The following is a 25,639-nucleotide window of genomic DNA, read 5'->3' as shown; positions in this document are numbered from 1 at the left end:
CATGTCGATCGAGTTCTCGAAGAAGCTCACCGCACACGAAACCCCGATTCCCGGCGTCGTCCTCTACGACCTTCCGGTACACGGTGACAACCGGGGCTGGTTCAAGGAGAACTGGCAGCGGGAAAAGATGGTGGCGCTCGGCCTGCCGGACTTCCGTCCGGTGCAGAACAACATCTCGTTCAACGAGTCGGCCGGCACCACCCGCGGCATCCATGCCGAGCCGTGGGACAAGTTCATCTCCGTGGCCACCGGCAGGATTTTCGGCGCCTGGGTCGACCTGCGCGAGGGCCCCACGTTCGGTGCCGTGTTCACGGCCGAGATGGACCCCAGCCAGGCCATCTTCATTCCCCGGGGGGTGGGGAACGCCTTCCAGACACTGGAGGACAACACCGCCTACACCTACCTCGTCAACGACCACTGGTCCGCCGACGCCCAGGGCCGGTACACGTTCCTGAACCTCGCCGACGAGACCGCGGCCATCAGCTGGCCTGTGCCGCTGGAGGAGGCCGAGCTCTCGGACAAGGACAAGGCCCACCCGCGCCTGGCGGACGTCACCCCGATGCCGCCGAAGAAGGTCCTTGTGGTCGGCGCCAACGGCCAGCTCGGCAAGGCCCTGCGCAAGGAGTACGACGGCGACCCGTCCGTTGAGTTTGCCAGCCGGGCCGAGTTTGACCTCGGCAGCGAGGACGCCTTCGCCGGGCGGAACTGGAAGAACTATTCGGCGATCATCAACGCCGCGGCCTACACCGCGGTGGATGCCGCCGAGTCGACCGAAGGCCGCGCCGCTGCCTGGGCGGCCAACGTCACTGCCGTGGCGCGGCTGGCCCGCGCCGCCGTCGAACACGATCTCACCCTGGTGCACGTGTCCTCGGACTACGTCTTCGACGGCACGCGCGCCAGCCACGACGAGTCGGAGGCCGTGGCGCCGCTGGGGGTCTACGGCCAGACCAAAGCCGCGGGCGACGCCGTCGTCAGCGTAGTGCCACGGCACTACATCGTGCGCACCAGCTGGGTGATCGGCGAGGGCAACAACTTTGTCCGCACCATGGCCTCATTGGCGGAGCGCGGCATTGAACCGTCGGTGGTGGACGACCAGATCGGGCGGCTGAGCTTCACTGAAGACATCGCCGCCGGCATCCGGCATCTGCTGGAATCGGGCGCCGGGTACGGCGTCTACAACCTCAGCAATGACGGCGCGCCCCAGTCCTGGGCGGACATCGCCGCGGACGTCTACGAGCTCGCCGGCAAGCCGCGGGAGGCCGTGACCGGCGTCAGCACGGAGGAATACTTCAAGGACAAGTCCGTGTCGCCGCGGCCCCTTAACAGCGCCCTGGAGCTGGACAAGATCAAGGCCGCCGGGTTCGTCCCGCCGCTGTCCTCGGACCGGCTCAGGGAGTACATGGGGGCAACGGTTCCCCAGCACTGAGGCCTGCGGCAGTACTGAGGCCCAGCGCAAAAAGACCCGTTCACGCTCAGGGCGTGGACGGGTCTTTGCGTTGGCGACGGGTTAGTTTCAGGCCGGCCGCCCGGGTGGCAGGTGCCTGGGTTCCGGTGCCCGGGTGTTAGGTCTTCCGGCTCAATTGTTCGGGTCCATCGCCCGGCTCAGCCCGCTTCAGCGGCGGCAGCGGGACGCTTGCCGGAGCGCTTCGCCCTGAGCCTCCATGGCCGCTTCGGGAGCAGTGCATGGCCCGGGAAGAGGTAGCCGAACAGCTTGGCGGCACAGAGCAGGAGCGCTGCCGTGAAGGCCAGGGTGAGGACCTCCCAGGTCAGCGGCGGCTGCCAGCCCGGCACCGTGAACATCGTCTGCCAGTTCGCCGTTTCCTGGAGTCCGACAACGTAGCGCCGGAGCACGTTCACAAAGGCGTAGGCATGCGCCACGCAGCCGGCCAGCAGCAGGATCCGGGCGATGCTCAGGCTCTGCGGGCGCCGACCAAACGGGCGGAACCGCATGGCGAGTCCCGCCGAGATGACCGCGATGGTGAACAGCGGAAGGCTGTACCGGCCCTGCCAGATGAAGCCGGCGGTGTTGATGAGGGCGGCCTGCACCACGGCTGGGACCACCGCCAGCAAGGCGATTGAGACCCAGAAAGCCGCCTGCAGCCGGTAGGGCCGCACCAGCAGGACGGTGAACATGAGCCCCAAGAGCAGCATGCTCCAGAACATGTGGACGGCCTGCGGCGCGGGCGCGTCCAGCCACCCGGCGACGCCGATGTACTGGCCGACAAAGTCAAAGGCCTTGTCCATCATGGTCAGGAACGCGTTGTACGGACGCACCTCGCCGGCGACGTTCGAGATCCCGGCCGGGGCTTCGCCGGCGGATGCCGGCGCCCGGAGCATCAGGAAGTTCCACGCCACGCCCAGGACGATTCCCACGGCGGTCAGGGCGGTCACCGCCAGAACCACCCGGTTCTTGAAGATGGCGATGAGGTCCGCGCGCCGGAAGAAGAGGCAGGCAACGATTGCTCCGCAGAGGAGCCACAAGAGGGACACGTTGCGGGTGTTGGCGAGGGTCGCGGCGGCGATGCCGACCGTTACGATGCCCGGGCGCGCCCGGTGCAGGTGCCGCGAATTCTCCAGCACCGACACCAGCCCGCAGAAGGCGGCCATGGAGGCCGCGATTTCCAGCGAATTGGGATTGATGCCGCTGGCAAGGAACAGGACCATCGGGGTCGTGGCAATCGCGGCCGCGGCGAGCGGCCACTTGGGGTTGCGCAGGCGAGAGAGTGCGGTGAAGCCGGCGGCGTAGAAGGCTGCGGACAACAGACCGCTGACGATCCGCATGGCGAAGATCGCCGGCGCCCCCGACATGAAGAGGCTGGGCAGCCCCACAAGCCAGTAGTAGAAGGGGTTGTAAAGCCCAGCCGAAGTCACACCGATGGTGAGGTCGTTGTCATCGAGGGGGATCGCCGGGGCACAGCCTGCCGGCTTCGTCACCTGGAAGGGGAAGCACATCTGCGCCTGCACGTTGGCGATGTAGGACGGAACCTGCACGTGGACGCCGTGTCCGTAGGATTCGCCGGGACCCGGGAAGAACTGGCCCCGGGCGACCGCGGCCGCCTTGATGGTGTGCGAGGGCTCGTCCGGATAGGCCATGAGCGGTGTGGCCAGGATCCACAGGGTAATGAGGACGGAGAGGAGGCCGAAGACTGACAGGAAGAACCCCATGCCGCCTCGGGTGTTCGGCGACGGCCTGAACCACCGCGTCATTCCGGTCCGGGCTCCGGGCTTGGGGCCCGCCGGGGAAGGCCGTTGGGCCTCGGTTGCGTGGATCACTGGGCGTCCCCGATCGTGTCAATCAGTTTCCTGGATTCCCGGATGGACTCTTCGCTGGGCGAGGCGACATTGGCGAAGTACGTTGAGGACACCTGGCCGTCGGAGCTGAGGATGAATTCGCCCCACGACTTCACGAGCGTGCTCAGCTGATGGTTGGGGTACTGGCTGCAGAAGGCCTGGTAGCCGACGACGCCGAGGGCGTAGCCTTGCTCGCTGGTCTCCGGCAGGGTGAATTCCACGCCGGTGGGCAGCGTCCGGGTGCTGCCCTCCTGGGCGGCCACCGCGGCCGAGTCTTTGGACATGCGGACGTAGCCTCCGCCGAAGGAGAGCAACGCGGTTTCAAATCGGCTGCCGATCGAGCCGAGGTCCATGAAGGCGATGCCGCCGGGGGTCTTGTCGACCTTGTCGGCAAGGTCGGAGTGTTTCTTGACCGTGACGGCGTTGTCGGTCTTCGGCCAGGTGGAGGACACTCCGGAGGTCCACGCGGGGTCGGCGCTGAGATACTTAGTGGCCGCTTCCGTTTCCACGCTGGGTTCCGTGGCCACGATCGGCGCGATGTCGTCAGAGGGGAGGGGGGTCCCCGGATTGATGTCCGCGACTTCAGGCGCGTCCCAACGGGTGATGGAGCCGGAGAAGATCCCGGCCAGGACTTCGCGGGTCAGCTTGACGTTCCGAAGGCTCGGATTGTTGAGGGCTACCCCGATGGATGTTACGGAGACCGGGACGGAAAATGCCCCCGCCGGACCGCACACGTCCTTGGTCTGGTTTTGCTGTTCCGGGGTAAGGGGCCCATCGAGCGCCGCGAAGTAGGCTTGGCGTGTTGCCAGGGCCGTCAGCCCGACGTTCGAGCCGTCCGGGGAGTAATTCAGCGACGTCGCGGTCAGTTCCTTGCTCCAGGCGTTGCTCCAGGCCCCGATCGGGTCCTTTTGCACGGGCGTGCCGATCGCCGTCAGTGATCCCCGGACCTCGCTGACCGGTGCCCCTCCGGAGCATCCGGTCACTCCGATTCCAAACAGCAGAATGCAGGCGAGAGCACCGCCCGTGGACCGATTGCGCAAAGAAAATCCCTTCCTGTTCCGGAGTACCTCCGAAACCGTTCCCTATTACCCTAGCCGGTCCCGCTGTGTCGAGGGGTTTCAGATCACGCCCCCGGGCACTCCGCGGGGCGGGCCGGGCTGGTCTAGACTTGACGGATGTCCACGCTGAACGAAGTGCCCGGACTCGTCAACGATTCCAGGCGGTATGTTCGAACAATGGGGATGAAACCGTGAGCCTGGCTCACCGCATGAGGACCGTTGTGCGTGAAGGTTTCCTGGTCAAGTTCCTCGTCGTGGGAGGGCTTTCCTTCGCCATCGATCTCGGACTCCTCGCCCTCCTCCATGAGGTGGGCAATGTCGATCTGTGGATCGCCACCCCTATCGCCTTCCTGGCCAGCCTGGTCTTCAACTTCTTCGTCCAGAAGAACTTCACCTTCCAGTCCGGCGCCCGGGCACACGTCAGTTTCCTCAAATACGGCGCCCTCGTGGCGTTCAACGTCGTGGCCACAGACCTGATCGTTAATCTCTTCGCAGGTGCCGGCCAGTCCTATGCGCTCGGCAAGGTGATTGCGACCATTGCCACGACCGTCTGGAACTTCCTGCTCTACAAGCACTGGATCTTCAAGGCCGCGCCGGCCCACGACGGCGATACCGTGGACCTGGATGCCTCCGCGGCTCCTGCCGGCGGCTCCCACCATCGCGACTAGCTGAGGCTGCGCTCGGCCTCCACGGGCTCCGCGGATCGTGCCCGGCCGGGGGACAGTTGGCGGTAGAGCAGCACACCCGCCACTGCAGTCACCCCCAGATAGGCCAGGGTCAGCGGCAGCCAGCCCAGCGGGGGCTCCCACTTGGTCGCACCGAACATGTCCGCCCAGTTGGCCTCCGTGGAAATTCCGACGCCGTACCTGCGCAGGGCATTGGCAAACACCGCCGTGTGCGCGGCCGCGGTGAGCCCGATCATCCACATGGATATTCTCTTGGCGAAAAGCGATTCCGGAAACGGAAGGACGCGGAGGGCAAGTCCCGCGGCCAGCAGCATCGGGACCACCACCGGCAGAAGATACCTGCCCTGCCAGATGTAGCCAAGCTCCGAGACCACCTGCGCCTGAAGGACGGGCGGGATGATGATCGATGCGGCGAACAGCACGATGAATCCCAGCCTGGGGCGCCATTGCTTGATGGATACCGCGGCGACCATGAGCGCTCCGGTGAGGCAGGACCACCAAAAGAAGACGCCGGTGGGGCCGTTGGTGTCCAGCCATCCGAGCTGGGCGACGTAGGAAGCCGCGATGTCGAACGTCCTTTCGACCATGGTGCCGAAGGCCTGCTCGGGAGTGACGGTGCCGGGTGTTCCCAGCAGGCTGGCGAGGGTGTTGGCGGACTTGAGCCACAGCAGGCCGCACACAGCCGCGATGGCGATCACTGCCGTCATGGCGAGGACCAGTTTGTTCTTCACGAGCAGCAGCAGATCCCGTGGCGGGAACATGAGCAGGGCGGCAGTAACCGCCAGCGCAAGCCACAGCAGTGACAACGCCCTGGTGTTGGCCAGGACGGCGGCGGAGACCCCCACGACAACAATGTTGAACCGGAACCGGGACAGGTCCCGCACATTGTCCAGGACGAGGCAGAGGTTGACGAACACCGCGGACGTGGTGACGATCTCCAGGGCATTCGGGTTTATCGCCCCGCAGAGATAGAGAACCATGGGAGTGACGGCGATCCCGGCCGCCACGACGGGCCAGCGTCGGTTGGCGAACTGTGTGGTTGCGAACAGCGTGGCGGCCAGGAACAGCGAGCAGACCAGTCCGCTGAGGATCCGCATGGCGTAGATGGCCGGCTCGCCGCTCAGGACCCGGGAGGGCAGGCCCGTTACCAGGTAGTACAGGGGGTTGTAGTTGCCGGCGGACGTGCCGGTCGTCGTCGGCTGCCGGTCTGCGGAATTCAGGCCGGGCGAGCAGTCCGCTGTCACGACCACCTTGAAGGCAAAACAGGTCAGTTTTTGGGTGTCGGCGATGTACTTGGGCACCACGACCTGCAGCTGTTCGCCCTGGGTCTGGCCGGATGTGCCGAGGAACTGGCCCCGGGCCACGGCGGCGGCCTTGATGGTGTGGGCCGGTTCGTCCGGGATCGACATCAGGGGAGAGGCGAGGCTCCACAAGGTGCTGAGCAGGGACAGGAGCAGGAAGATCGCGCCGAAGCGCAGGACAGGTGCGGGGATCCTCGTCCGCGCTGGGTCCGTGTGCGCCGGCATCCTTTGTGAGGGCTCAGTCCGGCGAGGCCGCGGCGCTCTGCGCAAGGGAAGACTCATGGTTTCAGTGCACCGTTTCACGATGGGAGACGCGTCCTGCGCCCTGGAAGCGCCCTGGCGGAATGCTGCCGGCTGAGATTAATGCAGAACACCGCGTCGGGACGCCGGGGCCCGTCTGTCCCCCGTCGATCGTAGGGCCATGCGGCTCGCCGTTCAAAAGTGCCGTTCAAAAGTGCGGTTCAAATGTGCAGGTCAAATCTGCGGTTCAAATGTGCAGTTGGAAAGTGCAGGTCAACAAGTGCGGTTCAAATGTGCTGTTCAATAGCGCGGGGCGCGGTGGGAGGCCTAAACGCGGCGGATGCGTGAGGCCAGTGGTCCTGTTGTGGCCGCTGGGAAAGATGTTGTGCCGTGATGAGGACTGTTATCCACATAAGAGCGCCGCACCTCTTGTCCGGCCGGTCAGGCCCGCCTAGGTTTAAGCCACTTTCATCGCCCCGGCACGGGGCGGCAGTCATTTGGGGGCCACGTGGAGGCTGTGCGCATTGTCGAGGACGAGGTCCGCGAGCTGATCCGCCGGCGCGGCCTGGACCCCCTGCGGCAGTCCGGGGAAGTCCGGCGCCTGGTCGAAGCCGCGGTCAGCGACTACGACGAGCGGGCCCTTCTCGCGCCGCTGCCTCCACTGGGCCCGTTGGAGTCGGCCCGGAGGTTCGTCTTCGACGCAGTGGCGGGCTTTGGCGCGCTCCAGCCGCTCCTGGACGATCCGGGCATCGAGGAGATCTGGCTCAATGCACCGAATGAGATCTATGTGGCGCGCAACGGCGAATCGGAACTTACCTCCGTGTCGCTGACGGACCAGCAGGTCCGGGACCTCGTGGAACGGATGCTGAAGAGCTCGGGACGGCGGCTGGACATGTCCTCCCCGTTCGTGGATGCCGCGCTCCCGGACGGCTCGCGCCTCCACGTGGTGATCCCCGATGTCACCCGGCGTCACTGGGCCATCAATATCCGCAAGTTCGTGGTCAAGGCCAGCCGGCTGGAACATCTGGTGGAGCTGGGAACGCTGACCCCGCAGGCGGCCAGGTTTCTCGGTGCGGCCGTCGCGAGCGGCCTCAACATCCTGGTCTCGGGTGCCACCCAGGCCGGCAAAACCACCATGCTCAACTGCCTCGCCGCGAGCATCGGCACCCGCGAGCGCGTCATCACGGTGGAGGAGATCTTCGAGCTGCAGTTTCCGCTCCGCGACGTCGTGGGGCTCCAGTGCCGGCAGCCGAACCTGGAAGGGCAGGGGGAGATTCCGCTGCGGCGGCTCGTCAAGGAGGCCCTGCGCATGCGCCCGGACCGGCTGGTGGTCGGGGAGGTCAGGGAGGCCGAGAGCCTGGATATGCTCATCGCTCTGAATTCCGGCCTTCCCGGAATGTGCACCGTCCATGCGAACTCTGCCCACGACGCAGTGACGAAGATCTGCACGCTGCCGTTGCTGGCCGGCGACAACATTTCCAGCGCCTTCGTAGTTCCGACTGTGGCGTCCTGCATTGATCTGGTGGTCCATTGCAGCAGGCACGCCAACGGGCGCCGGCAAGTCACGGAGATCCTGTCATTGGGGCGCCGGGTGGAAAACGGCATCATCGAATCCTCCATGGTCTTCGCGATGGCGGACGGGCAGCTTCAGCCCAAGGCCAACTCCATGCCCGCCGCGGAAAAGTTCGCCCGCTCCGGGTTCGACGTCGCGGCGTTGCTGGAGCAGCGCTGATGGCGCCGCTCCTGGGAATGCTGGGCGGGGCCGGACTCCTGCTGATCTGGTGGTCCGCGTGGGAGCACCCCGTGAGTGCCCGGCGCAAATCCCGGACCAGCCGGCTTGAAGACCTGCTGCGGACGGCAGGCATTGAAAAGGTCAGCGCGGCAGGGCTGCTCGCTTCGTGTCTGGGGGTCGGGGTGTTCACAACCCTCGCCTTCTATGCAGCGACAGCGTCATGGCCCATCTCTTGTTGCTTTGGCCTGTTCGGCGGATGGCTGCCGATGGCGATGGTCCGCTGGCGTGCCAGAAAGCGCACCGCTGTCCTCCGCCAGCTCTGGCCCGATGTCGTTGATCATCTCCGGTCGGCCATCAGGGCCGGCCTGTCACTGCCCGAGGCCCTTATCCAGCTTGGCGAGAAGGGCCCTGTGGAGCTTCGGCATGTGTTTGTGGACTTCGGCTCCGACTACCGTTCGGGAGGCCAGTTTGATCCCTCGCTCACCCGCCTCAAAGAGCGTCTTGCCGATCCGGTGGCGGACCGGATCGTTGAGGCGCTTCGGCTCACCAGGGACGTGGGCGGCTCGGATCTCGGGCGGCTGCTGGGCACCCTCGCAGAGTTCCTGCGGGAGAGCGCCCGGACCAGGAGTGAACTGGAGGCAAGGCAGTCCTGGACCGTCAACGCCGCACGCCTGGCCGTGGCGGCGCCCTGGATTGTGCTGGTGTTACTGGCAAGCCGTCCAGAAGCCGTGATGGCCTACAACACCCCGGCCGGGGCCGCCGTGCTGCTGGGCGGCCTCGCTGTCTCCCTGGCCTCCTACGCCATCATGCTGCGTATCGGTGCGCTGCCGGAAGAACAGCGGGTACTCCGATGACCGGGATGATGGCTGGCGCCACGGTGTGCGGGGTGGTGCTCGGCGCCGGCCTCTGGCTGTTCCTCGCGCGGCTTCCCTTCATGCGTCCGACGACCTTCACCGAACGTATCGGTCCACAGTTGAGAACCCACAACCTGGAATCCCGGCTGCTGCGCACTGCCCCAAGGAACCTCACCCCGTTTGGGCCGCTGGAGCGGATTCTCCGCCCGGCGATCCGCGACGGTGTCAGATCCTTGGGCCGCATCAACCTCGGCGCCACGGCGTTGAACCGCAGGCTTGCCCGGGCCGGGAGTGCCAAGACGGCGGTGGACTTCCGGGCTGAGCAGCTGTTGTGGGCGGCCGGCGGCTTTGTCCTCGCGGTCGGCGCCGTGGCGCTCGCCGGCTCTGCCGGCCGGTTCAGCCCGTTCGGCGCGGTGGTGGCCGTCCTGGCAAGCGCCGTTGGCGGGTTTCTGCTCCGGGATTATCTGCTGGGTGCGCACATCAAGAAACGCGAGGCCCGGATGATGGCGGAGTTTCCCAGCATTGCCGAACTCATGGCCCTGGCGGTCAGTGCCGGCGAGAGTGCCACCGGTGCGCTGGACCGGGTCTGCCGCAGTGCCCGGGGGGAGCTCTCTCAGGAATTCAGCCGCGTCCTCGCCGAGACCCGGGCCGGCAAGCCCCTCGTTGAGGCCCTGCGGGAGTTCTCGTCCAGGACGGACCAGGGGCCCCTGGTCCGCTTTGTGGACGGAGTGATCGTGGCCGTGGAGCGCGGAACGCCCCTCGCCGACGTCCTCCGGGCGCAGGCGCAGGATGTCAGGGACACAGCCAAGAGGGAACTCATGGAGTCCGCCGGCAAGAAGGAAATCGGGATGATGGTGCCGCTTGTCTTCGGCGTGCTTCCGCTCACGGTCATCTTCGCCGTCTTCCCCGGCCTGGCCGCAATCAGTCTCGGGCTCTAGGTACTGCCGGCATGGCGATGAAGCACAAGTAAGGGATATGCAGGCTCGAAGGAAAGGACCCAAGAAAAGCCACACGAGGAGGGAACAGGATACGCAGAGCGGAAGACCAGAATCCGGCGGGACCAGAAAACCAGGAATGAGGACATGGTGAAGAACTTCGGAACTCGGGTGTTGGCGGCGTGCACGCTGAGCATGTTGGCGTGGTGGTCGGCTGCGCCGCGACCACGGCCAGGGGAAAACCCTGCAGGGGGAGCGGACCATCCCGAGAGGGGGGACGTACCCGGCTGGGTGATGATCACTCTCATGTCAGCAGTCCTCGTGGCCGCCCTCCTGGCCCTCGCCGGTCCGGCGCTGGAGGGGCTCTTCAACCAGGCCATGGACAAGGTCGGACAGTAGCCGGTGGCGGTCCAGGACGGCCACCCCATCCGGCCGTTCCCGGTGACACGTGCCCGCAGTGGCCGTATGCGCAACCACAGCCCCCGCGAGGCGAGCGGCCGGCACGGCAAGGACCCGGGGCGCGGTCACGACCTTGAACACGGTTCAGCCGTAGTTGACTTCGTGCTGATCGGCTCCTTGCTGACGCTGTTCTTCCTCGCGATCGTCCAGCTCACTTTGGTCCTTCACGTCCGAAACACCCTGATCGACGCCGCCGCCTCGGGCGCCAGGTACGGCACGCTGGCGGACCGCGGCTCCGGGGATGCCAGGGACCGGACGGTCCAGCTGATCACAGCAGCCCTCAACGCCGAGTTCGCCGGGGACGTAACCACCAGCGAATCGACGTACCAGGGCATCCGCACACTGGAGGTGACAGTCCGCGCACCGTTGCCGGTCATCGGCTTCATCGGTCCCCGGGCGCTCCTGGAGGTGCGCGGTCATGCTGCCATCCAGCCGTGACCGGACGGCGTGCGTCCCCGCCACGGAACAGGGCAGTGCCGTGGTCGAGTTCATCTTCCTGTCCCTGCTGCTGATGGTTCCCCTTGTCTACTTCATCATCACCGTAGGCCAGATCCAGGGTGGTTCGTTCGCAGTCGTCGGCGCCGCTGACCAGGCCGCCAAGGTCTATGTCGCCCAACCGGACGCCGCAAGTGGCCGGGCCGCCGCCGAACAAGCCGTGCTCCTGGCGCTCGCGGACTACGGCCAGCCGACGGAAAACGCCAGTATCGACACGCGCTGCGAACCCGCGGACTGCCTGGCCCCCGGCTCGGCGGTTACGGTCACCGTCCACCTCACCGTGCCCCTGCCCTTTGTGCCCTTCAGCGATGCGCTTCATCTGAACGCTAGCCAACTCAGCGCATCGGCAACGCAGCTGGTGGGGAGGTTCCGGTGAGTCGTCCTGCCGGGGCCCCCGGGCACCCACGCCCCGGATATCCGGGTGGGGGACCCCGGCAGGAGGGCCAGGTGCTCGTGCTGAGCATCGGCTTCGTCGTGATTGCCCTGCTTCTCGCGACCGTTGTGGCGGCCGCCTCCAGCGTCTACCTTGAACACAAGAAACTGCTCTCCCTCGCCGACGGCGCGTCGGTGGCCGCCGCGGACAGTTTCACCCTCGGGCAGCTGGGGAACGCCGGCGGCACGCCCTCCGCGGTGCTCAGCGGGGCCAGGGTACGCAGCGCCGCCGTCGACTATCTGGACCGCAACGGCGCTTTCGGCCATTTCAGCGGGCTGAGCGTGGCACCGTCGACGGGCAGCCCGGACGGTGCCACCGCCGTCGTGGTGCTTAGCGCAGCGGTCCACCCGCCGGTGGTGAACTTCCTTGTCCCGGACGGCATCCGGATCGAGGCGACGTCGACGGCGCGGTCCCGCCTCAGCCGCTGAGCGGCAAATCCGCGTGACCGGGCAACCGGGTCGGCCGGCTAGGACACATAGCGTAGGCTTAAAAAACCATGGCAAACATTGATTTTCCCGCTGAAATCCGCGCGCTGCGGGCCACCTATGCGTCCATCGAGAATGTCTCGAACGTCGAGGCGCTCAAGGAAGACATCGCCGAGCTCAGCGAGCGGGCCGGCGAACCCAATCTGTGGGACGACCCCGCCGCGGCGCAGGTCATCACCTCCAAGCTCTCGCACAAGCAGTCCGAACTCGAGCGCCTGAACAAGCTGGCCGCCCGGATCGATGACCTCGAGGTCCTCGTCGAGCTCGGCCAGGACGAGGACGACGCCGACTCCATGGGCGAGGCCGCCGCGGAGCTGGAATCGGTCCGCAAGGCGCTGGCCGACCTCGAGGTGGTCACGCTGCTTTCCGGCGAGTTCGACGAACGCGAGGCCGTGGTGACCATCCGGGCCGGCGCGGGCGGCGTGGACGCGGCGGACTTCGCCGAAATGCTGCTGCGCATGTACCTGCGCTGGGCCGAACGCCACGGCTACCCGACCACCATCATGGACACGTCCTACGCCGAAGAAGCCGGGCTGAAGTCCGCGACCTTCGAGGTCAAGGCGCCCTACGCCTACGGCACGCTCAGCGTCGAAGCCGGCACCCACCGCCTGGTCCGGATCAGCCCGTTCGACAACCAGGGCCGCCGCCAGACCTCCTTCGCCGCCGTCGAAGTGATCCCGCTGATCGAGCAGACGGACTCCATCGACATCCCGGACAACGAGATCCGCGTGGACGTGTTCCGGTCCTCCGGCCCCGGCGGGCAGTCCGTCAACACCACCGACTCCGCCGTCCGACTGACCCACATCCCCACCGGCACGGTGGTGTCCATGCAGAACGAGAAATCGCAGCTGCAGAACCGCGCGGCCGCCCTGCGGGTGCTCCAGTCCCGCCTCCTGCTGCTGAAGAAGGAACAGGAAGACGCCGAGAAGAAGGCGTTCGCCGGCGACGTCAAAGCCTCCTGGGGCGACCAGATGCGCTCCTATGTCCTCAACCCGTACCAGATGGTCAAGGACCTTCGCACCGAGCACGAGGTCGGCAACACTTCGGCGGTGTTCGACGGCGAAATCGACGACTTCATCGACGCCGGGATCCGCTGGCGGACAGACAACCGCAACGCCGTGAAGTAGGCCTGCCGCATCGACTGTGCGCCCGGCTGGGAGGTCCCTGACAATCGTGCGACACACCCCGGCGTTCCGGCCGATCCGCCGATACCCGTGCGTATAGTCGAGGGGCCGGAGCTCAACTTCCCCCAAACGAAAGCCCTTGCGCCGGCAGCAGAACCGGGCCCCCAAGGCCTCGTCCTGCAGGGTACTAAGGGCCATGATCCGTTTCGAAAATGTCACCAAGGTCTATGACCAGAAGGCGCGGCCGGCGCTGGATTCGATCAACCTTGAGATCGACCGTGGCGAATTTGCCTTTCTCGTCGGCGCCTCCGGGTCCGGCAAGTCGACCTTCCTGCGCCTGGTCCTCAAGGAGGACCGCGCCTCCTCCGGCGCCGTCTACGTCGCCGGCCAGAACGTCGCCAACATCTCCAGCTGGCGCGTGCCGCGGCTGCGGCGCGGCATCGGCGTCGTCTTCCAGGATTTCCGCCTCCTGCCGCAGAAGACCGTCTTCGCCAACGTCGCCTTCGCCATGCAGGTCATCGGCAAGAGCCGCAGCGTCATCCGCGACACCGTCCCCGAGGTCCTCAAGACGGTCGGCCTTGAAGGCAAGGAAAACCGCCTCCCGCACGAACTCTCCGGCGGTGAGCAGCAGCGCGTGGCGATCGCCCGCGCCGTCGTAAACCGGCCCGGCATCCTGCTCGCCGACGAACCCACCGGAAACCTGGACCCCACGACCTCCATGGGCATCATGGGCGTGCTGGACAAGATCAACCAGAACGGCACCACCGTCGTGATGGCAACGCACGACGACGACATCGTCAACGAGATGCGCAAACGGGTGGTCGAACTCAAGAACGGCGTCGTGATCCGCGACGAGGCCAGGGCCCTCTACACCTCCATGATTCCGGTGGTGGGACAGTCGCGCCGCCTGCGCGACGCCAGCGGCCGGGACGAACCCCCCGTCGCCGTCTCTCCCCGTGCCGAAACACGCGCCGCAGCGCGCGCCGAGGTCCGCACCGCAGGGGAGGGTCAGGCGTGAGGCTGGCATTCGTTCTCAGCGAGATCGGCAGCGGCCTGCGCCGCAACCTGTCCATGGTCATCTCCGTCATCCTGGTGACCTTCGTGTCCCTGACGTTCGTCGGCGCCGCCGGCATGCTGCAGCTGCAGATCAACCAGATGAAGGGCTACTGGTACGACAAAGTCCAGGTGGCGATCTTCCTTTGCAGTGACGGCTCGACGGCGCCCGGCTGCGCCACCGGACCGGCCACACCGGAGCAGGAAGACAACCTGCGCCAGCTCCTGCAGTCGCCCGCGGTGGCCCAGTACGTCAACGACTTCCAGTACGAATCCAAGGACGACGCCTACAAGCATTTCAAGGAACAGTTCTCCAATTCCCCGATCGTAGACTCCGTGACACCGGACCAGCTTCCGGCCTCGTTCCGGATCAACATGAAGGATCCGGAGAAGTACGAGATCATCAGCGAGACCTTCTCCTCCCAGGCCGGCGTGGAGACCGTGATCGACCAGCGGCAGCTGCTGGAGCGCTTGTTCTCGGCCATGAACGCGGCATCCCTGGTGGCAGTCAGCATCGCCGGCGTCATGATCATTTGCGCCATCCTGCTGATCGCGACCACCATCCGGCTGTCCGCGTTCAGCCGCCGCCGTGAAACGGGCATCATGCGGCTGGTGGGCGCGTCCAAGATGGTCATCCAGCTGCCGTTTATCCTCGAAGGCGTCATCGCCGCGGTAATCGGCGCGGCCCTGGCCTCCGGAACCCTCTGGGCCGTGGCCCACTTCTTCCTCGGCGAGGTCCTGTCCAAGCAGTATCCGGACACCGCATTCATCTCGCCCGGGCAGACCCTGATCCTGGCACCCGCCCTGATTGGCCTGGGCGTCGTCCTGGCCGGAATTTCCTCCCTGCTGACCCTCCGCCGGTACTTGAGGGTCTAGCTGTGCGCAACGAAAAGGGAATGCTTATGACACCGACGGCCCGCCGCTCCCTCCGGCAGTCCCTCCGGCTTCGCCTGGTGGGACGCCGCAGCCGGATGATCAGCGCCACCCTGGCGCTGGTCCTGGCCGGAACCATGGGAGCCTCGAGTCCGGCGGCATTCGCGGACGACCTCGAGGACCAGCAGGCCGCGCTCCGCGAGGAGGCGGCCCGGGTCCAGCATTCCCTCGAATTCGTGGACGGCCGGATCGCCCAGGCCGCGGCGGACCTGGTCCTGTACCAGGGCCAGCTCCCCGGCGCCCAGCAGGCACTCCTTGACGCCCAGGGCCGGGTAGCCGGAGCGGTCCAGGAGGTGGAGGCCCTCGCGGCCCGGGTGGACCTGGCGCAGCAGAACAAGGCGAAGATCACGCAACAGCTCGAATCGGACAAGCAGAAAATTGCTGACACAAGGAAGCTGATCGGGCAGATCGCAACCCAGGCCTACAAGTCCGGCGGCGTCCCGTCCAACCTCTCGTTGTTCTTCGGCTCGAACCAGGGCGGCAGCCTGACGGACACCATCGACCTGGCGGACCAGGCCCTGCGGAGCCAGAACTCCGCGATGGACAAGCTCACCCAGCAGAACGCCACCAACGTCAACGCGCAGGCCCGGCTGGCGGCAGTCGAGGCCGAGATCACGGATCTCAAGGCCAAGGCCGACGCCGCGCTGGCGCGGGAAAAGGCCGCCCGGGACGAGGCTGAAGCCAAGAAGGCCGCCGTGGACAAGCTCATCGCCGACACCACCAGGCTGGACGCCGAACTCCAGGCCGCCAAGCCCGGCATCCAGAACCAGCTCGCCCAGGTCAAGGCGCAGCAGGACGCCGTCGCCGCCGAAATCGCCGAACGCGACCGGAAGCTGCGTGAGGCCTGGGAGGCCGAGCAGCGGCGCATCGCCGAAGCCGCAGCGGCCGCGGCCCGGGCGCGGGGACAAGCCGTCCAGCCTTATGTCCCGCCCGCCCAGGGCTCGCCGTCCGCCTTCGGCCTGCGGCACCCGTTCCCCGGGAACATCCCGATCACGTCCGGGTTTGGCTGGCGCGCCACGCCGCCGGGCACCATCGACTTCTACGGCCAGGGCGGCTACATGCACACCGGGATCGACTTCGGCGCCGCCTGCGGCACGCCCGTCTACGCCGCGGCTGCCGGCACCGTCTTCTCGGCCGGCTGGGCCAACGACGGCGGCGGCAACAACGTCAAGATCTCCCACGGCGTGGTCCAGGGCAACTCGCTGACCACGATCTACTACCACAACACGTCCGTGACGGTCTCTGTCGGCCAGCACGTTGCGCAGGGTCAGCTGATCGCGTATTCGGGAACCACCGGCAACTCCACGGGCTGCCACTCGCACTTCGAGACCTGGCTCAACGGCCGCGCCGTGGACCCGATGAACCTGCTGTAGCCCGGCCCGTGGCGGCCGCGGCGGCGGTTGCCCTGCCGTAAACTGGAAGACTGTACTGGAAAGATTCCGTCCCACCCGGCCGGAGTGAACCACCAACAAACCAAGGAGTCCTACCGTGCCCAAAGAAAGTGGCCGTAAGGTAGTGGCCACCAACCGCAAGGCCCGGCACGACTACCACATCCTGGACACTTACGAGGCCGGCATCGCGCTGATGGGCACGGAAGTCAAGTCCCTGCGCGAAGGCCACGCCTCGATGGTGGACGGCTTCTGCACCTTCTATAACGACGAGCTGTGGATGGAGGGCATCCACATCCCCGAGTACCACCAGGGGAGCTGGACCAACCACGCCGCGCGCCGGCGCCGGAAGCTGCTGCTGCACCGCGAAGAGCTCACGAAAATCTCGCACAAGATCCGGGAATCCGGGTTCACGATCGTGCCGCTGCAGCTCTACTTCGTGGACGGCCGCGCGAAGGTGGAAATTGGCGTCGCCCGCGGTAAGAAGGAATACGACAAGCGTCAGACGCTGCGCGAGCAGCAGGACAAGCGTGAGGCCCAGCGGGTCATGCGCGAACGGAACCGGCGCTAGCGCGGCCGGGCCCCGGGAATGTTTCCCGGAGCCGGTGCGTTATGATTGGTAGTCCGGGAAGGATACGAAAGTATCCGGTTCCGGTTTGATAAAAAAATACGGGGATGATCGGTTTCGACGATGTTAGTCGCGACAGGTGAAGCGGGCCGAGGATGCAGAATTATCTCGTAAACGCTGTCTGCAAACCAATAAGTGCCGAATCAAAACGCACTGACTTCGCTCTCGCTGCCTAAGCAGTAAGACAGTCCGTCAGCCCGAGGTTGCTATTGCCCCGGATCCTGGCGTCATTTAGATAGCCACTGCTGTTTACCTCCGTCATCGGGGTAAACGGGACTCTTAGATGACTGGGCCCGGATCAGCCAGCTGTTTGCAGCATGGCTGGGGCCGAGAAAATCCGACGCAAACTGCGCCCGGAGAAGCCCTGACAACACGACATCGGACGGGGGTTCAATTCCCCCCATCTCCACATCGGAGCACCGGCAACGGTTCTCCACCCCGTATTGGGAACACATAACTCCCCGCTGACTTCGGTTGGCGGGGAGTTGTGCGTTAACAGGCGTCCCCGGGCGCTCTTTGAGACACTGCGAACCCGTTGGCCCTTCCGCGGCGCGGACGAATTGTCCATACTGGGCTATGTTTTCCAGCATCAATAACATTCCGTGGACGAAGCTTCTGAAGCAGAACCACTATCACCCGTCGCCCCGCGACTGGTCGGACCAGGTGATCTACTTCCTGTTGATAGACCGTTTCTCCAACGAGTTGGAGGATGGCTACCGGGATGCTGCCGGCCGGATCGTGCAGGGCAGCACGCCACTGTTTTCGCCGGCGGACGCGAACAACGCCGTCCAGACCACGGCCGAGGTCCAGAACTGGGAGAATGCTGGCACCCAGTGGCTCGGCGGCACCCTGAACGGGATAAAGTCCAAACTTGGCTACCTGAAGCGGCTGGGGGTTACCGCGCTCTGGATCAGCCCGGTACTGCGGCAAAGGCCCGGGGTGGATGACTACCACGGCTACGGCATTCAGAACTTCCTCGAAGTTGATCCCCATTTCGGCACCGCCCAGGACTTCAAGGAGCTGGTGGGCGCCGCCCATGCGGCCGGGCTCTATGTCATCCTCGACGTCATCCTCAACCATTCGGCGGACGTGTTCCAATACGACACCGTGGATCCTGCCACCGGGCAGCCCTGCGTTCCGGTGTGGACCGGCGCCACCTATCCGGTCGCCGGCTGGCGGGATCCCGGCGGCGTTCCAAGCCTGCCCTTCCCCGCTCCGGTGAATCCGCCCGATGTGGACAGCGCTGTGTGGCCCCGCGAGCTCCAGGCCGACGGCGTCTTTACCTGTAAGGGCCGGATCGCCAACTGGGACGCCATCCCGGAGAAGACCGAGGGGGACTTCATCGGGCTGAAGGACATCCATCATGGAACGGGGCCGGTGGACGAATACATTCCGTCGGCGGCCTTTCACACCGTCATCGACGCGTACCGGTACTGGATCGCCTTTGCCGACGTGGACGGCTTCCGCGTGGACACCGTCAAACACATGGACCCGGGTGCCACGCGCTACTTCGCCTCCGCAATTCACGAGTTCGCGCAGTCCATCGGCAAGGACGCGTTCTTTCTCGTCGGGGAAATTACCGGGAGTCGAGACGAAGCCATCGGGCTCCGGGACGCTACCGGGCTGGATGCCGCCCTGGGCCTAGCGGACGTTCAAGGACGGATGGTCGAGGCGGTGAAGGGGTGGGCCAACCCGGCCGAATACTTCGATCTCTTCCGCAACTCGATCCAGGCCGGCAAGGAAAGCCACACCTGGTTCCGCAATCACGTCGTCACGGCCTTCGACGATCACGACCTCGTCCGCCAGGGATCAAGCTACAAGGCGAGGTTTGCCGCTGATCAGGACGGCCGCGCCCTGGAGCTTGCCATTCTTGCCATGAACGCCGCCACGCTGGGCATCCCGTGCATCTACTACGGCAGCGAACAGCGCTTCGACGGGAAATTCCCGCCGGAGGTCAATCCCCGGCCCGCGGACGATTTCAAGGCAGACCGGTACATCAGGGAAGCGATGTTCGGAGGTCCTTTTGGATCGTTTCGAAGCCGCGGACGGCACTTTTTCGATGAGTCAGGGGCCACGTACCAGCATCTTGCGGACATCCTGGCGCTTCGGAAGAGGGAACTCGCGCTCCGCCGCGGACGCCAGTACCTGCGCCCCCTCTCCGAGGACGGCCTCAGCTTCTGGTATCCGGAGCGCATCGGTCTTGGGAGAATGACGTCAATAGTGGCGTGGAGCCGGATCCTGTCGAACAGGGAGGTCGTCTGCGCCGTCAACACTGACTGGGCCGCCCCGCTTACAGCCTGGGTGACCGTTGATGCGGCTCTGCACTCGGCCGGTGACCAGTTTGAGTGCATCTATTCAACTGACAAAAGCACGATAGGGTCGCTTGTCGCAGCCGAGCCCCGGAACGGCCTGGCGATCAGGATCGACGTTCCTGCGGCGGGTTTCGTCGTCCTGGCGCCTAAATAGAAGTCAATGCGTCGTAGGACGTCCTCGAGCAGGAGGTCCTCAAAGAGCACATCAGAGCACCGAAGAAGAGCTCATGCCAGCAGGGAGGGGAAATGTCGGAAGACATTTCCCCTCCCTGCTGGCACGGCAAACTGTTTGCCTACGTCCCGAGGATCTTCGCCTTTTGGGCCACGAACTCTTCCTCGGTGAGGATCCCTTGCTCCTTCAGCGCTCCGAGCTCCTTGAGCTGCTGGATGGCGTCGTCGGTGATGCCGCCCGCGGGGGCCGCAGGCGGGGGCGGGGGAGCCGGCTGCTGGTAGACGGGCTGCTGATAGGCAGGCGGCGGCTCCTGCTGGGCCATCTGCGCATCGTAGGCCTCCTGCTGCTTGGCTGCCGTCGCGGCGTCCTTCTCAGCAAACTTGTTGGCCTGCCGGCGCTGGACCCGGCCGCTGACCGCGGTTGCCGTCCCGGCCACCACCGCAGTCCGCGCCATACCCCTAAGAAGTCCCATAATTCCTCTCCTCTCACATCACTTCTTCTGCGTCAGGTCTTATGCGTCTCTTATGCGTCCGCCGCCGGCGCGGCGTCGCGGGCCTCGAGGGCGTCGAGTGCTTCCATGACGTCCGGCGCGGGGATCCGCGTGCTCGCGACGAGCTCGCCCCCGCTTTCACGCACGGCCGCCACGAATGGTGCCGCCCAGGTGTTCTCATAGACAATGAGCGCGGCGACCGTCCCCGGGAGCAACGCGGCAGCCGCCTCGGCGATATCGTCATCGCCCAGAAGCCCGGTCCGGGCCCCCTCGAAGTAGGAGAAGCCTGCCGCCGGACCGCCCGGGTCCGTCAGTTCGAGCACCTCGACGGTGCCGTCTTCGTTTTTCATGACGACGAGGAGGTCGAAGAGGCGGACCACGCCCTGTTCGATGAGCTTAGCGAGTTCCTCGCTAGCCCGTCCTGTCAGTCCCGCCATGGGGAACTCGAGGAGTACGAAGTCGACCGGGCCGTGCGCCTCGGTCTCCGGTGTGGTTGTCACTGGCTTTCCTCCGGTCTGGTTAGGGCGCACCGTCCAGCGCGCTGATCTTAGTGTGGACGTCCTGTCCGGGGGCGTCACCACCCGCGCCGGGTGATTCCGCTACCGGGACGCCGGCCGGGCCGCACCGTCGGGCACGGCCCCCGGGCGGAGCAGCGGCCGCAGCCACGGTCCCGGCCACAAGGATCTCATCACCACTAAAGCGCCAACACCAGGGAAGCCGCATCATCCGTTGAGGGTGAGCCCAAACCCCCGCAGAACAAGCAAAAAAACAGCACAGATGCAGGGCAGAGGCATGTCAAATGCCCGGCAGACGCACGGGCAGAGGCACGTCAGACGCACGGCAGACGCAAAGCAGAGGCACGTCTACGGAACACGACGCGGGGCCGGAAGCAAGGCTTCCGGCCCCGTGACATTTCAGCGCTTTTTGATGTGTGCTACTGGATCGGTGTGGGCATCAACGATGTGCTTCGCTTTTTTCTCGGCCCGTTTTTCCTTGATCGTTTTAACCGACTTCTTCGACACGCTCTGGTGCGGCGTCTTGTCAGGCATGGTGCTCTCCCTCACGGCAGGGGCCCGGAATAGCCCCGCTTTCTAAGCTACGCTTCGGGAACCGCGGCGTCCACGATGCCCGCGAAACGGCTGCCGACGCCGTCGTACACGCTGCGCACGAGCCCGGGCCCGAGCACCGGGATGTCCCGGGCCTCGTGGTGGGCACAGCAGACGTAGGTGAAGTCCGGCCACCATTTCTTGGGCCGGGCCGCTTCGGAAAATCCGCAGACGGCGCAGGTCAGCTGGACCCAGACGGGCCTTTTGCCTGTCCGGTTCGCCTTGGACTGGACCAGCCACGCCGGGGGATTGTCGAGCAGCTCGCCGAGCTCGGCCTCGGACAGGCGGGAGGGGATGCCGTGACGGTGCGCCATTTCCAGCGGGATGTCGAGGATCTGGGCTGCTTCACGTCGGGTAACCATCCTTCAACGATACGGGAACGACGGCGGCCCGGAACCACTGGAACGGCCCGGTGTAAGGCTCGACACACCACCGCCGGCCGGCTGACGTCCTCAGCCGGCGAGGAAGAGCCCGAGGCCCGCGGCGGCGAGGCCCGCGACGAGATTTGCGCCTATGTTTAGCGCTGCCGCCCGGTATCGTGTCTCGCTGACGAGGCGCACCGTTGCGGTGCTCCAGGAGCTGAAAGTTGTCAGGCCGCCGGCCAGTCCGGTCGCGACGCCGGCATGCCAGTCGGCTCCCAGCTCCAGGTGGCCGGTCAGGCCCACGGACAGTCCGATGATGAACGATCCTGCGACGTTGACTGCCAGCGTTGCCCATGGCCAGTGCGGACGGGTGCCCTGGTGGTGGGCGAAGAAGGAGTCGACGGCGAACCGCAGGAGGGCGCCTGCCACACCGAAGACTCCCACCAGGAGGGCGGTCATCATTGGGCAGCCCCGCCGGCGTCCGCGATCGCCTTGCCGGTTTTCCAGCCGGCGGCCGCGGCACCCAGGCCCAGGACGAGCGAGAGCCCGAGGTAGGCCAGCCATGTGGCATGGAGGCCGCCGCGGATCTGCTGGTCAATGACTATCACGAGCGCCGAAAAGGTGGTGAATGACCCTAGCAGGCCCGGACCGATCCCGGCCCGCAGCCAGAAGGCCGTCTTGGGCCGCGCGATCCAGATGGTGGTCAGGGTGGCCAGGACGAAACTCCCGGCCACATTGATGGCCAGCGTGGTCCAGGGCACCGCGCCGGCACTTTCGGGGAACATGAGGCCGGCGCCGAACCGCAGCTCCGTTCCGATCAGCCCGCCGACGGCGACGGCGGCCCAGGCCTTCCAGCCCGGAACGCCGGGGCGCGGCACGGCCCGGCGCTCATCAAGCGCACGCTTCACTCAGCGCCCTTGTCACTCATGGGCCGCCACACTGCAGCCTGCGTGCACGGCATCGCTGTGGACCCAGAGGGATGAAGCGACTTCCTCGGCAAAATCAAATTCGCGGGGCGCTGCGGCGGAACCGATCCGCACCACGAGCGGGCCGCCGAACGGCCTGCGGCCCACAACCTCCACTTCGGCGTCGAGATCAATGTCCTCGGCGGCAAGATAACGCAGGAGCTCCGGGTTCTCATCGCTAATCCGGGTGATCCGGCCGGTGTGGCCGTCGTCGAGTTCGCTCAGGCGGTGGGCGGAGGGCATGAGCACGGAGCCGTCAGCGGCCGGAATGGGGTCGCCGTGCGGGTCGCGTGAAGGGTTACCCAGCTTGGCCGCCATCCGTTCGATGAAAGTGTCGGAGACGGCGTGCTCGAGGAGCTCGGCTTCGTCGTGGACCTCGTCCCAGCGGTACCCGAGCTCCTGGACAAGGAACGTCTCGAGCAGCCGGTGCCGCCGGACCATGGAGAGGGCGAGCCGGACACCGTCGCTGGTGAGGGTGACGGCGCTATAGGGCTTGTGGTCTACGAGGCCTTGGTCCTTGAGTTTGCGGACCATTTCGGACACCGAGGAGTTGGCGACCCCCAGGCGCTGCGCCAGCTGCGTGGAGGTGATGGGCTTCTGCTGCCACTCGGTGAAGGAATAGATGACCTTGACGTAGTCCTCGATCGAGGAGGAGGGCGTACTGGTCTTCACAGGCCCAAGCCTACCGTCAGCCGCGCCCGGAGAAGGTGAGCCACAGCAGGACCAGGTTTAGCGCCACCACAAGTATCACGCTGATGATGGCCGCGATCCGCAGTGACAGGCCGTCGGCAAAACGGCCCATCAGGGTCTTGTTGCTGGTCAGGACCACCAGCGGGACGAGGACAAAGGGGATCCCGAAACTGAGGACCACCTGGCTCAGGATGAGGCCCCAGGTGGGGTCGAAGCCGACCGCCAGCAGCACCACGGCCGGAATCAGGGTGACCACGCGGCGGGCCATGACGGGGATCCGGATCTTGAGCAGGCCCTGCATGATGGTTCCGCCGGCATAGCAGCCCACCGAGGTGGATGCCAGGCCGGACGCGAGGAGCCCGACGGCGAACACCACACCCACGATGGGGCCCAGGTTGGCGGTGATGGCCGCGTGCGCGCCCTCGATGGTGTCCGTTCCTTCTTCGCCGCCGAGCGTCGAGGCGGCAAGCAGCAGCATGCCGATGTTGACGATTCCGGCGATGGCCAGCGCGGCCACGACGTCGAAGCGGGTGGCACGGACCAGCCGGGCAACGGCGGACGGGGGGACATGTACGTGTTCGTCCGGGCGGTGCCGGTCGCGGGACAGGGCCGAGTGGACGTAGATGGCGTGCGGCATGACCGTGGCGCCGAGCATGCTGGCGGCCAGCAGGACGGTGTCCGGACCCTGGAAACCGGGCACGAGCCCGGCCACGGCCGCCGCCGGATCGGGCGGGCTGATGAACAACCCGGCCAGGAAGCCGATGGTGATGATGCCGAGCAGGAACATGATGATGAACTCGAAGGGACGCTGCTTCTCCCGTGCCTGCACCGCGAGCAGGAGCATCGAGACCGCGCCGACGATCACGGCACCCAGAGGGAGGGGGAGGCCGAACAGCAGGTGCAGCGCGATTGCTCCGCCCACCACTTCGGCGAGGTCCGTGGCGGCCGCCACGATTTCGGCCTGCAGCCAGAAGGCGCGGCGCCAGAACGGCCTGAGCCGCTCGCCCAGGATCTCCGGAAGGCTCTTGCCGGTGACGATCCCGAGCTTGGCGGACTGGTACTGGACGAGCACGGCCATGACGTTGGCCACCACGAGGACCCAGACCAGAAGGTACCCGTACTGGGCTCCGGCGGTCAGGTTGGCGGCCACGTTTCCAGGATCCACATAGGCAATCGACGCCACAAACGCCGGCCCCAACAGGCCGATCAGCGCCCTGCGGGCACCCGGATGCTTGTAGGTGCGTGCGCCCGGCGGCTGTTGTTCGTGTCCCTTTACGTCCAGCACTGCCAGCTCCCGTGATTTTGCGCGTCCGCGTTGACGCGATGATCGTCACCGACGGAGGAAGCCGCCGGCGTCAAAGTTGATTGCCCACAAAAAGTTCCATATGCCTACAACTAATTATTAGGCATACCGAAACAATAGCTCCGACGGAGGCCTCATGCAATCCGGACGGCCCGCCACGTCTGGGTGAGGTAGGGAAGCCGGAGGGAATCGCCGGGGGCGTGGCCCAAGTGCTCGTGAAGGTACCAGTCGAGATTGGCCATGACCTTGTCCCGGGTGGCCGCCGACGCCGCCAGGTAGTAGCTGCGGGACTTGGCCAGCTCCTGGATGTCCGCGGTGGTGACGGAATCCTCCCACCGGGTCAGGTGGCCCTCCAACCCGGTGAACTCGGGGCCCACGGGAGGCCGGAAGTGGGGTTTGTGGACGTCCCCGGCATGCATGATGCGTGAGAGGCGGTGAACCCAGGGCACCGCCGTGTCCAGTTGATTCCAGATCAGGCCCAGCACGCCGTGCGGCCGCAGGATCCGGGCGATCTCGGCGCTGGCCAGGCGGGGGTCGCACCAGTGCCAGGCCTGGGCAACCGTGACGAGGTCGAATGACCCGGACTCCAGTCCCGTGTGCTCGGCGGTGCCCTCGACGGCGGTAACATCCGGTAGCATCCGGCGCAGCTGCGCAAGCATGTCGGCTGAGGGATCGACGGCCACCGTGTGCAATCCCCGTGCGAACAGGAGTGCCGTGAACTTTCCGGTGCCTGCGCCGATATCCGCGGCGTCCCGCGCTCCCGCAGGGATCAGCCAGTCGGCCGATTCCTGCGGATAGCCCGGGCGGACGCGGTCGTAGTGTGCTCCGCCGTCCTGGAAGCTTTGTCCGAGTTCCTGGCGCCGCTCGCTCTGCAGTTTGGGGCCACTGTGCAGTTTGGGGCCACTGCTCGCTTTGGGGTCGCTGTGCAGTTTGGGGTGAGTGTGCATTTTGGGCACGCTGTGCAACGTGCGATCTCCTTCTGAAAGGTCCTGACGGGTTCAGTTACCTTTCGAATTTACCGCACCGGACCGCGCCAGGATTCTGCCGTGGTTGACGGTCCCTGGCCCGCGGTCCCCGGCCCGCGGTCCCTGGCCCGCGGGCCCCGGTCCGCTGTCCGCAGGCGCCAAATAGTCCACAGCCCTAG

At 66.1% G+C, this 25,639-nt stretch carries 27 protein-coding genes and 1 other RNA gene; 16 read left to right on the top strand and 12 right to left on the bottom strand.

The window, feature by feature from the left end; translation table 11 throughout:
- Nucleotide 1: 1 nt before the first annotated feature.
- The gene (locus tag LDO15_RS15290; protein ID WP_223979905.1) at nucleotides 2-1,426 is read left to right on the top strand and encodes a bifunctional dTDP-4-dehydrorhamnose 3,5-epimerase family protein/NAD(P)-dependent oxidoreductase; all 1,425 of its coding nucleotides are present in this window, start codon (nucleotides 2-4) and stop codon (nucleotides 1,424-1,426) included.
- A 176-nt stretch (nucleotides 1,427-1,602) separates the two neighbouring features.
- Here the strand turns inward: LDO15_RS15290 and LDO15_RS15285 are convergent, their stop codons facing one another.
- Nucleotides 1,603-3,165 (bottom strand): DUF2142 domain-containing protein, encoded by a 1,563-nt coding sequence (locus LDO15_RS15285; RefSeq protein WP_223979903.1) that lies wholly within the window; start codon nucleotides 3,163-3,165, stop codon nucleotides 1,603-1,605.
- A 104-nt stretch (nucleotides 3,166-3,269) separates the two neighbouring features.
- Complete coding sequence (locus tag LDO15_RS15280; protein WP_223979901.1) at nucleotides 3,270-4,274, bottom strand: substrate-binding domain-containing protein; 1,005 nt, start codon at nucleotides 4,272-4,274, stop codon at nucleotides 3,270-3,272.
- Between the two features lie 284 nt (nucleotides 4,275-4,558).
- Here LDO15_RS15280 and LDO15_RS15275 point away from each other — a divergent pair, with 284 nt between their 5' ends.
- Entirely contained in the window at nucleotides 4,559-5,017 is a 459-nt protein-coding gene (locus LDO15_RS15275) for a GtrA family protein (protein WP_223979899.1), read from the top strand.
- Here LDO15_RS15275 and LDO15_RS15270 read toward each other — a convergent pair.
- The gene (locus LDO15_RS15270; protein ID WP_223979897.1) at nucleotides 5,014-6,561 is read right to left on the bottom strand and encodes a DUF2142 domain-containing protein; all 1,548 of its coding nucleotides are present in this window, start codon (nucleotides 6,559-6,561) and stop codon (nucleotides 5,014-5,016) included. The genes LDO15_RS15275 and LDO15_RS15270 overlap by 4 nt on opposite strands.
- Before the next feature lie 523 nt (nucleotides 6,562-7,084).
- On the opposite strand from LDO15_RS15270, the gene LDO15_RS15265 reads away from it, so the two are divergent.
- The 14 genes from LDO15_RS15265 to LDO15_RS15200 all read left to right on the top strand — a co-directional run bounded on the left by LDO15_RS15265 (nucleotide 7,085) and on the right by LDO15_RS15200 (nucleotide 19,561).
- Nucleotides 7,085-8,308 (top strand): ATPase, T2SS/T4P/T4SS family, encoded by a 1,224-nt coding sequence (locus tag LDO15_RS15265; protein WP_223979895.1) that lies wholly within the window; start codon nucleotides 7,085-7,087, stop codon nucleotides 8,306-8,308.
- Nucleotides 8,308-9,162 (top strand): type II secretion system F family protein, encoded by an 855-nt coding sequence (locus LDO15_RS15260; protein WP_223979893.1) that lies wholly within the window; start codon nucleotides 8,308-8,310, stop codon nucleotides 9,160-9,162. The genes LDO15_RS15265 and LDO15_RS15260 overlap by 1 nt, the downstream gene beginning before the upstream one ends.
- The gene (locus LDO15_RS15255; RefSeq protein ID WP_223979891.1) at nucleotides 9,159-10,100 is read left to right on the top strand and encodes a type II secretion system F family protein; all 942 of its coding nucleotides are present in this window, start codon (nucleotides 9,159-9,161) and stop codon (nucleotides 10,098-10,100) included. Before LDO15_RS15260 ends, LDO15_RS15255 begins: the two co-directional genes overlap by 4 nt.
- A 192-nt stretch (nucleotides 10,101-10,292) precedes the next feature.
- Nucleotides 10,293-10,496, top strand: a complete 204-nt coding sequence (locus tag LDO15_RS15250; protein ID WP_223987437.1) for a hypothetical protein — start codon at nucleotides 10,293-10,295, stop codon at nucleotides 10,494-10,496.
- A 66-nt stretch (nucleotides 10,497-10,562) separates the two neighbouring features.
- Entirely contained in the window at nucleotides 10,563-10,994 is a 432-nt protein-coding gene (locus tag LDO15_RS15245; protein WP_223979889.1) for a TadE/TadG family type IV pilus assembly protein, read from the top strand.
- Nucleotides 10,975-11,427, top strand: a complete 453-nt coding sequence (locus LDO15_RS15240; RefSeq protein ID WP_223979888.1) for a hypothetical protein — start codon at nucleotides 10,975-10,977, stop codon at nucleotides 11,425-11,427. The genes LDO15_RS15245 and LDO15_RS15240 overlap by 20 nt, the downstream gene beginning before the upstream one ends.
- A 71-nt stretch (nucleotides 11,428-11,498) precedes the next feature.
- Entirely contained in the window at nucleotides 11,499-11,912 is a 414-nt protein-coding gene (locus LDO15_RS15235) for a pilus assembly protein TadG-related protein (protein ID WP_223979887.1), read from the top strand.
- 68 nt (nucleotides 11,913-11,980) lie between these two features.
- Nucleotides 11,981-13,096: a peptide chain release factor 2 gene (prfB, locus tag LDO15_RS15230; protein ID WP_223979886.1), complete on the top strand. Its 1,116-nt coding sequence runs from the start codon at nucleotides 11,981-11,983 to the stop codon at nucleotides 13,094-13,096.
- 193 nt (nucleotides 13,097-13,289) lie between these two features.
- Nucleotides 13,290-14,111 (top strand): cell division ATP-binding protein FtsE, encoded by an 822-nt coding sequence (gene ftsE, locus LDO15_RS15225; protein ID WP_223979885.1) that lies wholly within the window; start codon nucleotides 13,290-13,292, stop codon nucleotides 14,109-14,111.
- A complete protein-coding gene (gene ftsX, locus LDO15_RS15220; protein ID WP_223979884.1) occupies nucleotides 14,108-15,022 on the top strand; it encodes a permease-like cell division protein FtsX in 915 nt (304 codons plus the stop codon). The genes ftsE and ftsX overlap by 4 nt, the downstream gene beginning before the upstream one ends.
- 26 nt (nucleotides 15,023-15,048) lie before the next feature.
- Nucleotides 15,049-16,452, top strand: a complete 1,404-nt coding sequence (locus LDO15_RS15215) for a M23 family metallopeptidase (protein WP_223979883.1) — start codon at nucleotides 15,049-15,051, stop codon at nucleotides 16,450-16,452.
- A 115-nt stretch (nucleotides 16,453-16,567) separates the two neighbouring features.
- Nucleotides 16,568-17,038 carry an SsrA-binding protein SmpB gene (gene smpB / locus LDO15_RS15210; protein ID WP_091249322.1) on the top strand — a complete coding sequence of 157 codons (471 nt, stop codon included), beginning with the start codon at nucleotides 16,568-16,570 and terminating at the stop codon, nucleotides 17,036-17,038.
- Nucleotides 17,039-17,138: 100 nt separating this feature from the next.
- Nucleotides 17,139-17,507, top strand: a transfer-messenger RNA (tmRNA) gene (ssrA, locus tag LDO15_RS15205).
- Nucleotides 17,508-17,671: 164 nt separating this feature from the next.
- On the top strand, nucleotides 17,672-19,561 hold the full coding sequence (locus LDO15_RS15200) for an alpha-amylase family glycosyl hydrolase (protein WP_223979882.1): 1,890 nt from the start codon (nucleotides 17,672-17,674) through the stop codon (nucleotides 19,559-19,561).
- Nucleotides 19,562-19,700: 139 nt separating this feature from the next.
- Here LDO15_RS15200 and LDO15_RS15195 read toward each other — a convergent pair whose 3' ends face one another.
- The 9 genes from LDO15_RS15195 to LDO15_RS15160 form a co-directional block, all read right to left on the bottom strand.
- Nucleotides 19,701-20,051 carry an SHOCT domain-containing protein gene (locus LDO15_RS15195; protein ID WP_223979880.1) on the bottom strand — a complete coding sequence of 117 codons (351 nt, stop codon included), beginning with the start codon at nucleotides 20,049-20,051 and terminating at the stop codon, nucleotides 19,701-19,703.
- A gap of 50 nt (nucleotides 20,052-20,101) precedes the next feature.
- A complete protein-coding gene (locus LDO15_RS15190; protein ID WP_223979878.1) occupies nucleotides 20,102-20,569 on the bottom strand; it encodes a DUF6325 family protein in 468 nt (155 codons plus the stop codon).
- A 414-nt stretch (nucleotides 20,570-20,983) separates the two neighbouring features.
- Nucleotides 20,984-21,118 (bottom strand): hypothetical protein, encoded by a 135-nt coding sequence (locus LDO15_RS23390; protein WP_018775274.1) that lies wholly within the window; start codon nucleotides 21,116-21,118, stop codon nucleotides 20,984-20,986.
- Between the two features lie 47 nt (nucleotides 21,119-21,165).
- The gene (locus tag LDO15_RS15185; protein ID WP_223979876.1) at nucleotides 21,166-21,537 is read right to left on the bottom strand and encodes a hypothetical protein; all 372 of its coding nucleotides are present in this window, start codon (nucleotides 21,535-21,537) and stop codon (nucleotides 21,166-21,168) included.
- A 90-nt stretch (nucleotides 21,538-21,627) separates the two neighbouring features.
- Nucleotides 21,628-21,996, bottom strand: a complete 369-nt coding sequence (locus tag LDO15_RS15180) for a CrcB family protein (protein WP_223987434.1) — start codon at nucleotides 21,994-21,996, stop codon at nucleotides 21,628-21,630.
- Nucleotides 21,996-22,445 (bottom strand): CrcB family protein, encoded by a 450-nt coding sequence (locus tag LDO15_RS15175; protein WP_223979875.1) that lies wholly within the window; start codon nucleotides 22,443-22,445, stop codon nucleotides 21,996-21,998. Before LDO15_RS15175 ends, LDO15_RS15180 begins: the two co-directional genes overlap by 1 nt.
- A 12-nt stretch (nucleotides 22,446-22,457) precedes the next feature.
- Nucleotides 22,458-23,174, bottom strand: a complete 717-nt coding sequence (locus tag LDO15_RS15170; protein WP_223979873.1) for a metal-dependent transcriptional regulator — start codon at nucleotides 23,172-23,174, stop codon at nucleotides 22,458-22,460.
- A gap of 16 nt (nucleotides 23,175-23,190) precedes the next feature.
- Nucleotides 23,191-24,402: an Nramp family divalent metal transporter gene (locus LDO15_RS15165; RefSeq protein WP_263428400.1), complete on the bottom strand. Its 1,212-nt coding sequence runs from the start codon at nucleotides 24,400-24,402 to the stop codon at nucleotides 23,191-23,193.
- Between the two features lie 227 nt (nucleotides 24,403-24,629).
- A complete protein-coding gene (locus tag LDO15_RS15160; protein WP_223979871.1) occupies nucleotides 24,630-25,442 on the bottom strand; it encodes a class I SAM-dependent methyltransferase in 813 nt (270 codons plus the stop codon).
- Nucleotides 25,443-25,639: the final 197 nt, after the last annotated feature.

Source organism: Arthrobacter sp. NicSoilB8 (assembly GCF_019977355.1).
Classification (GTDB): domain Bacteria; phylum Actinomycetota; class Actinomycetes; order Actinomycetales; family Micrococcaceae; genus Arthrobacter.
Note: the sequence above shows the minus strand (reverse complement) of the source record. Positions and strands in the feature narration are given on the sequence as shown.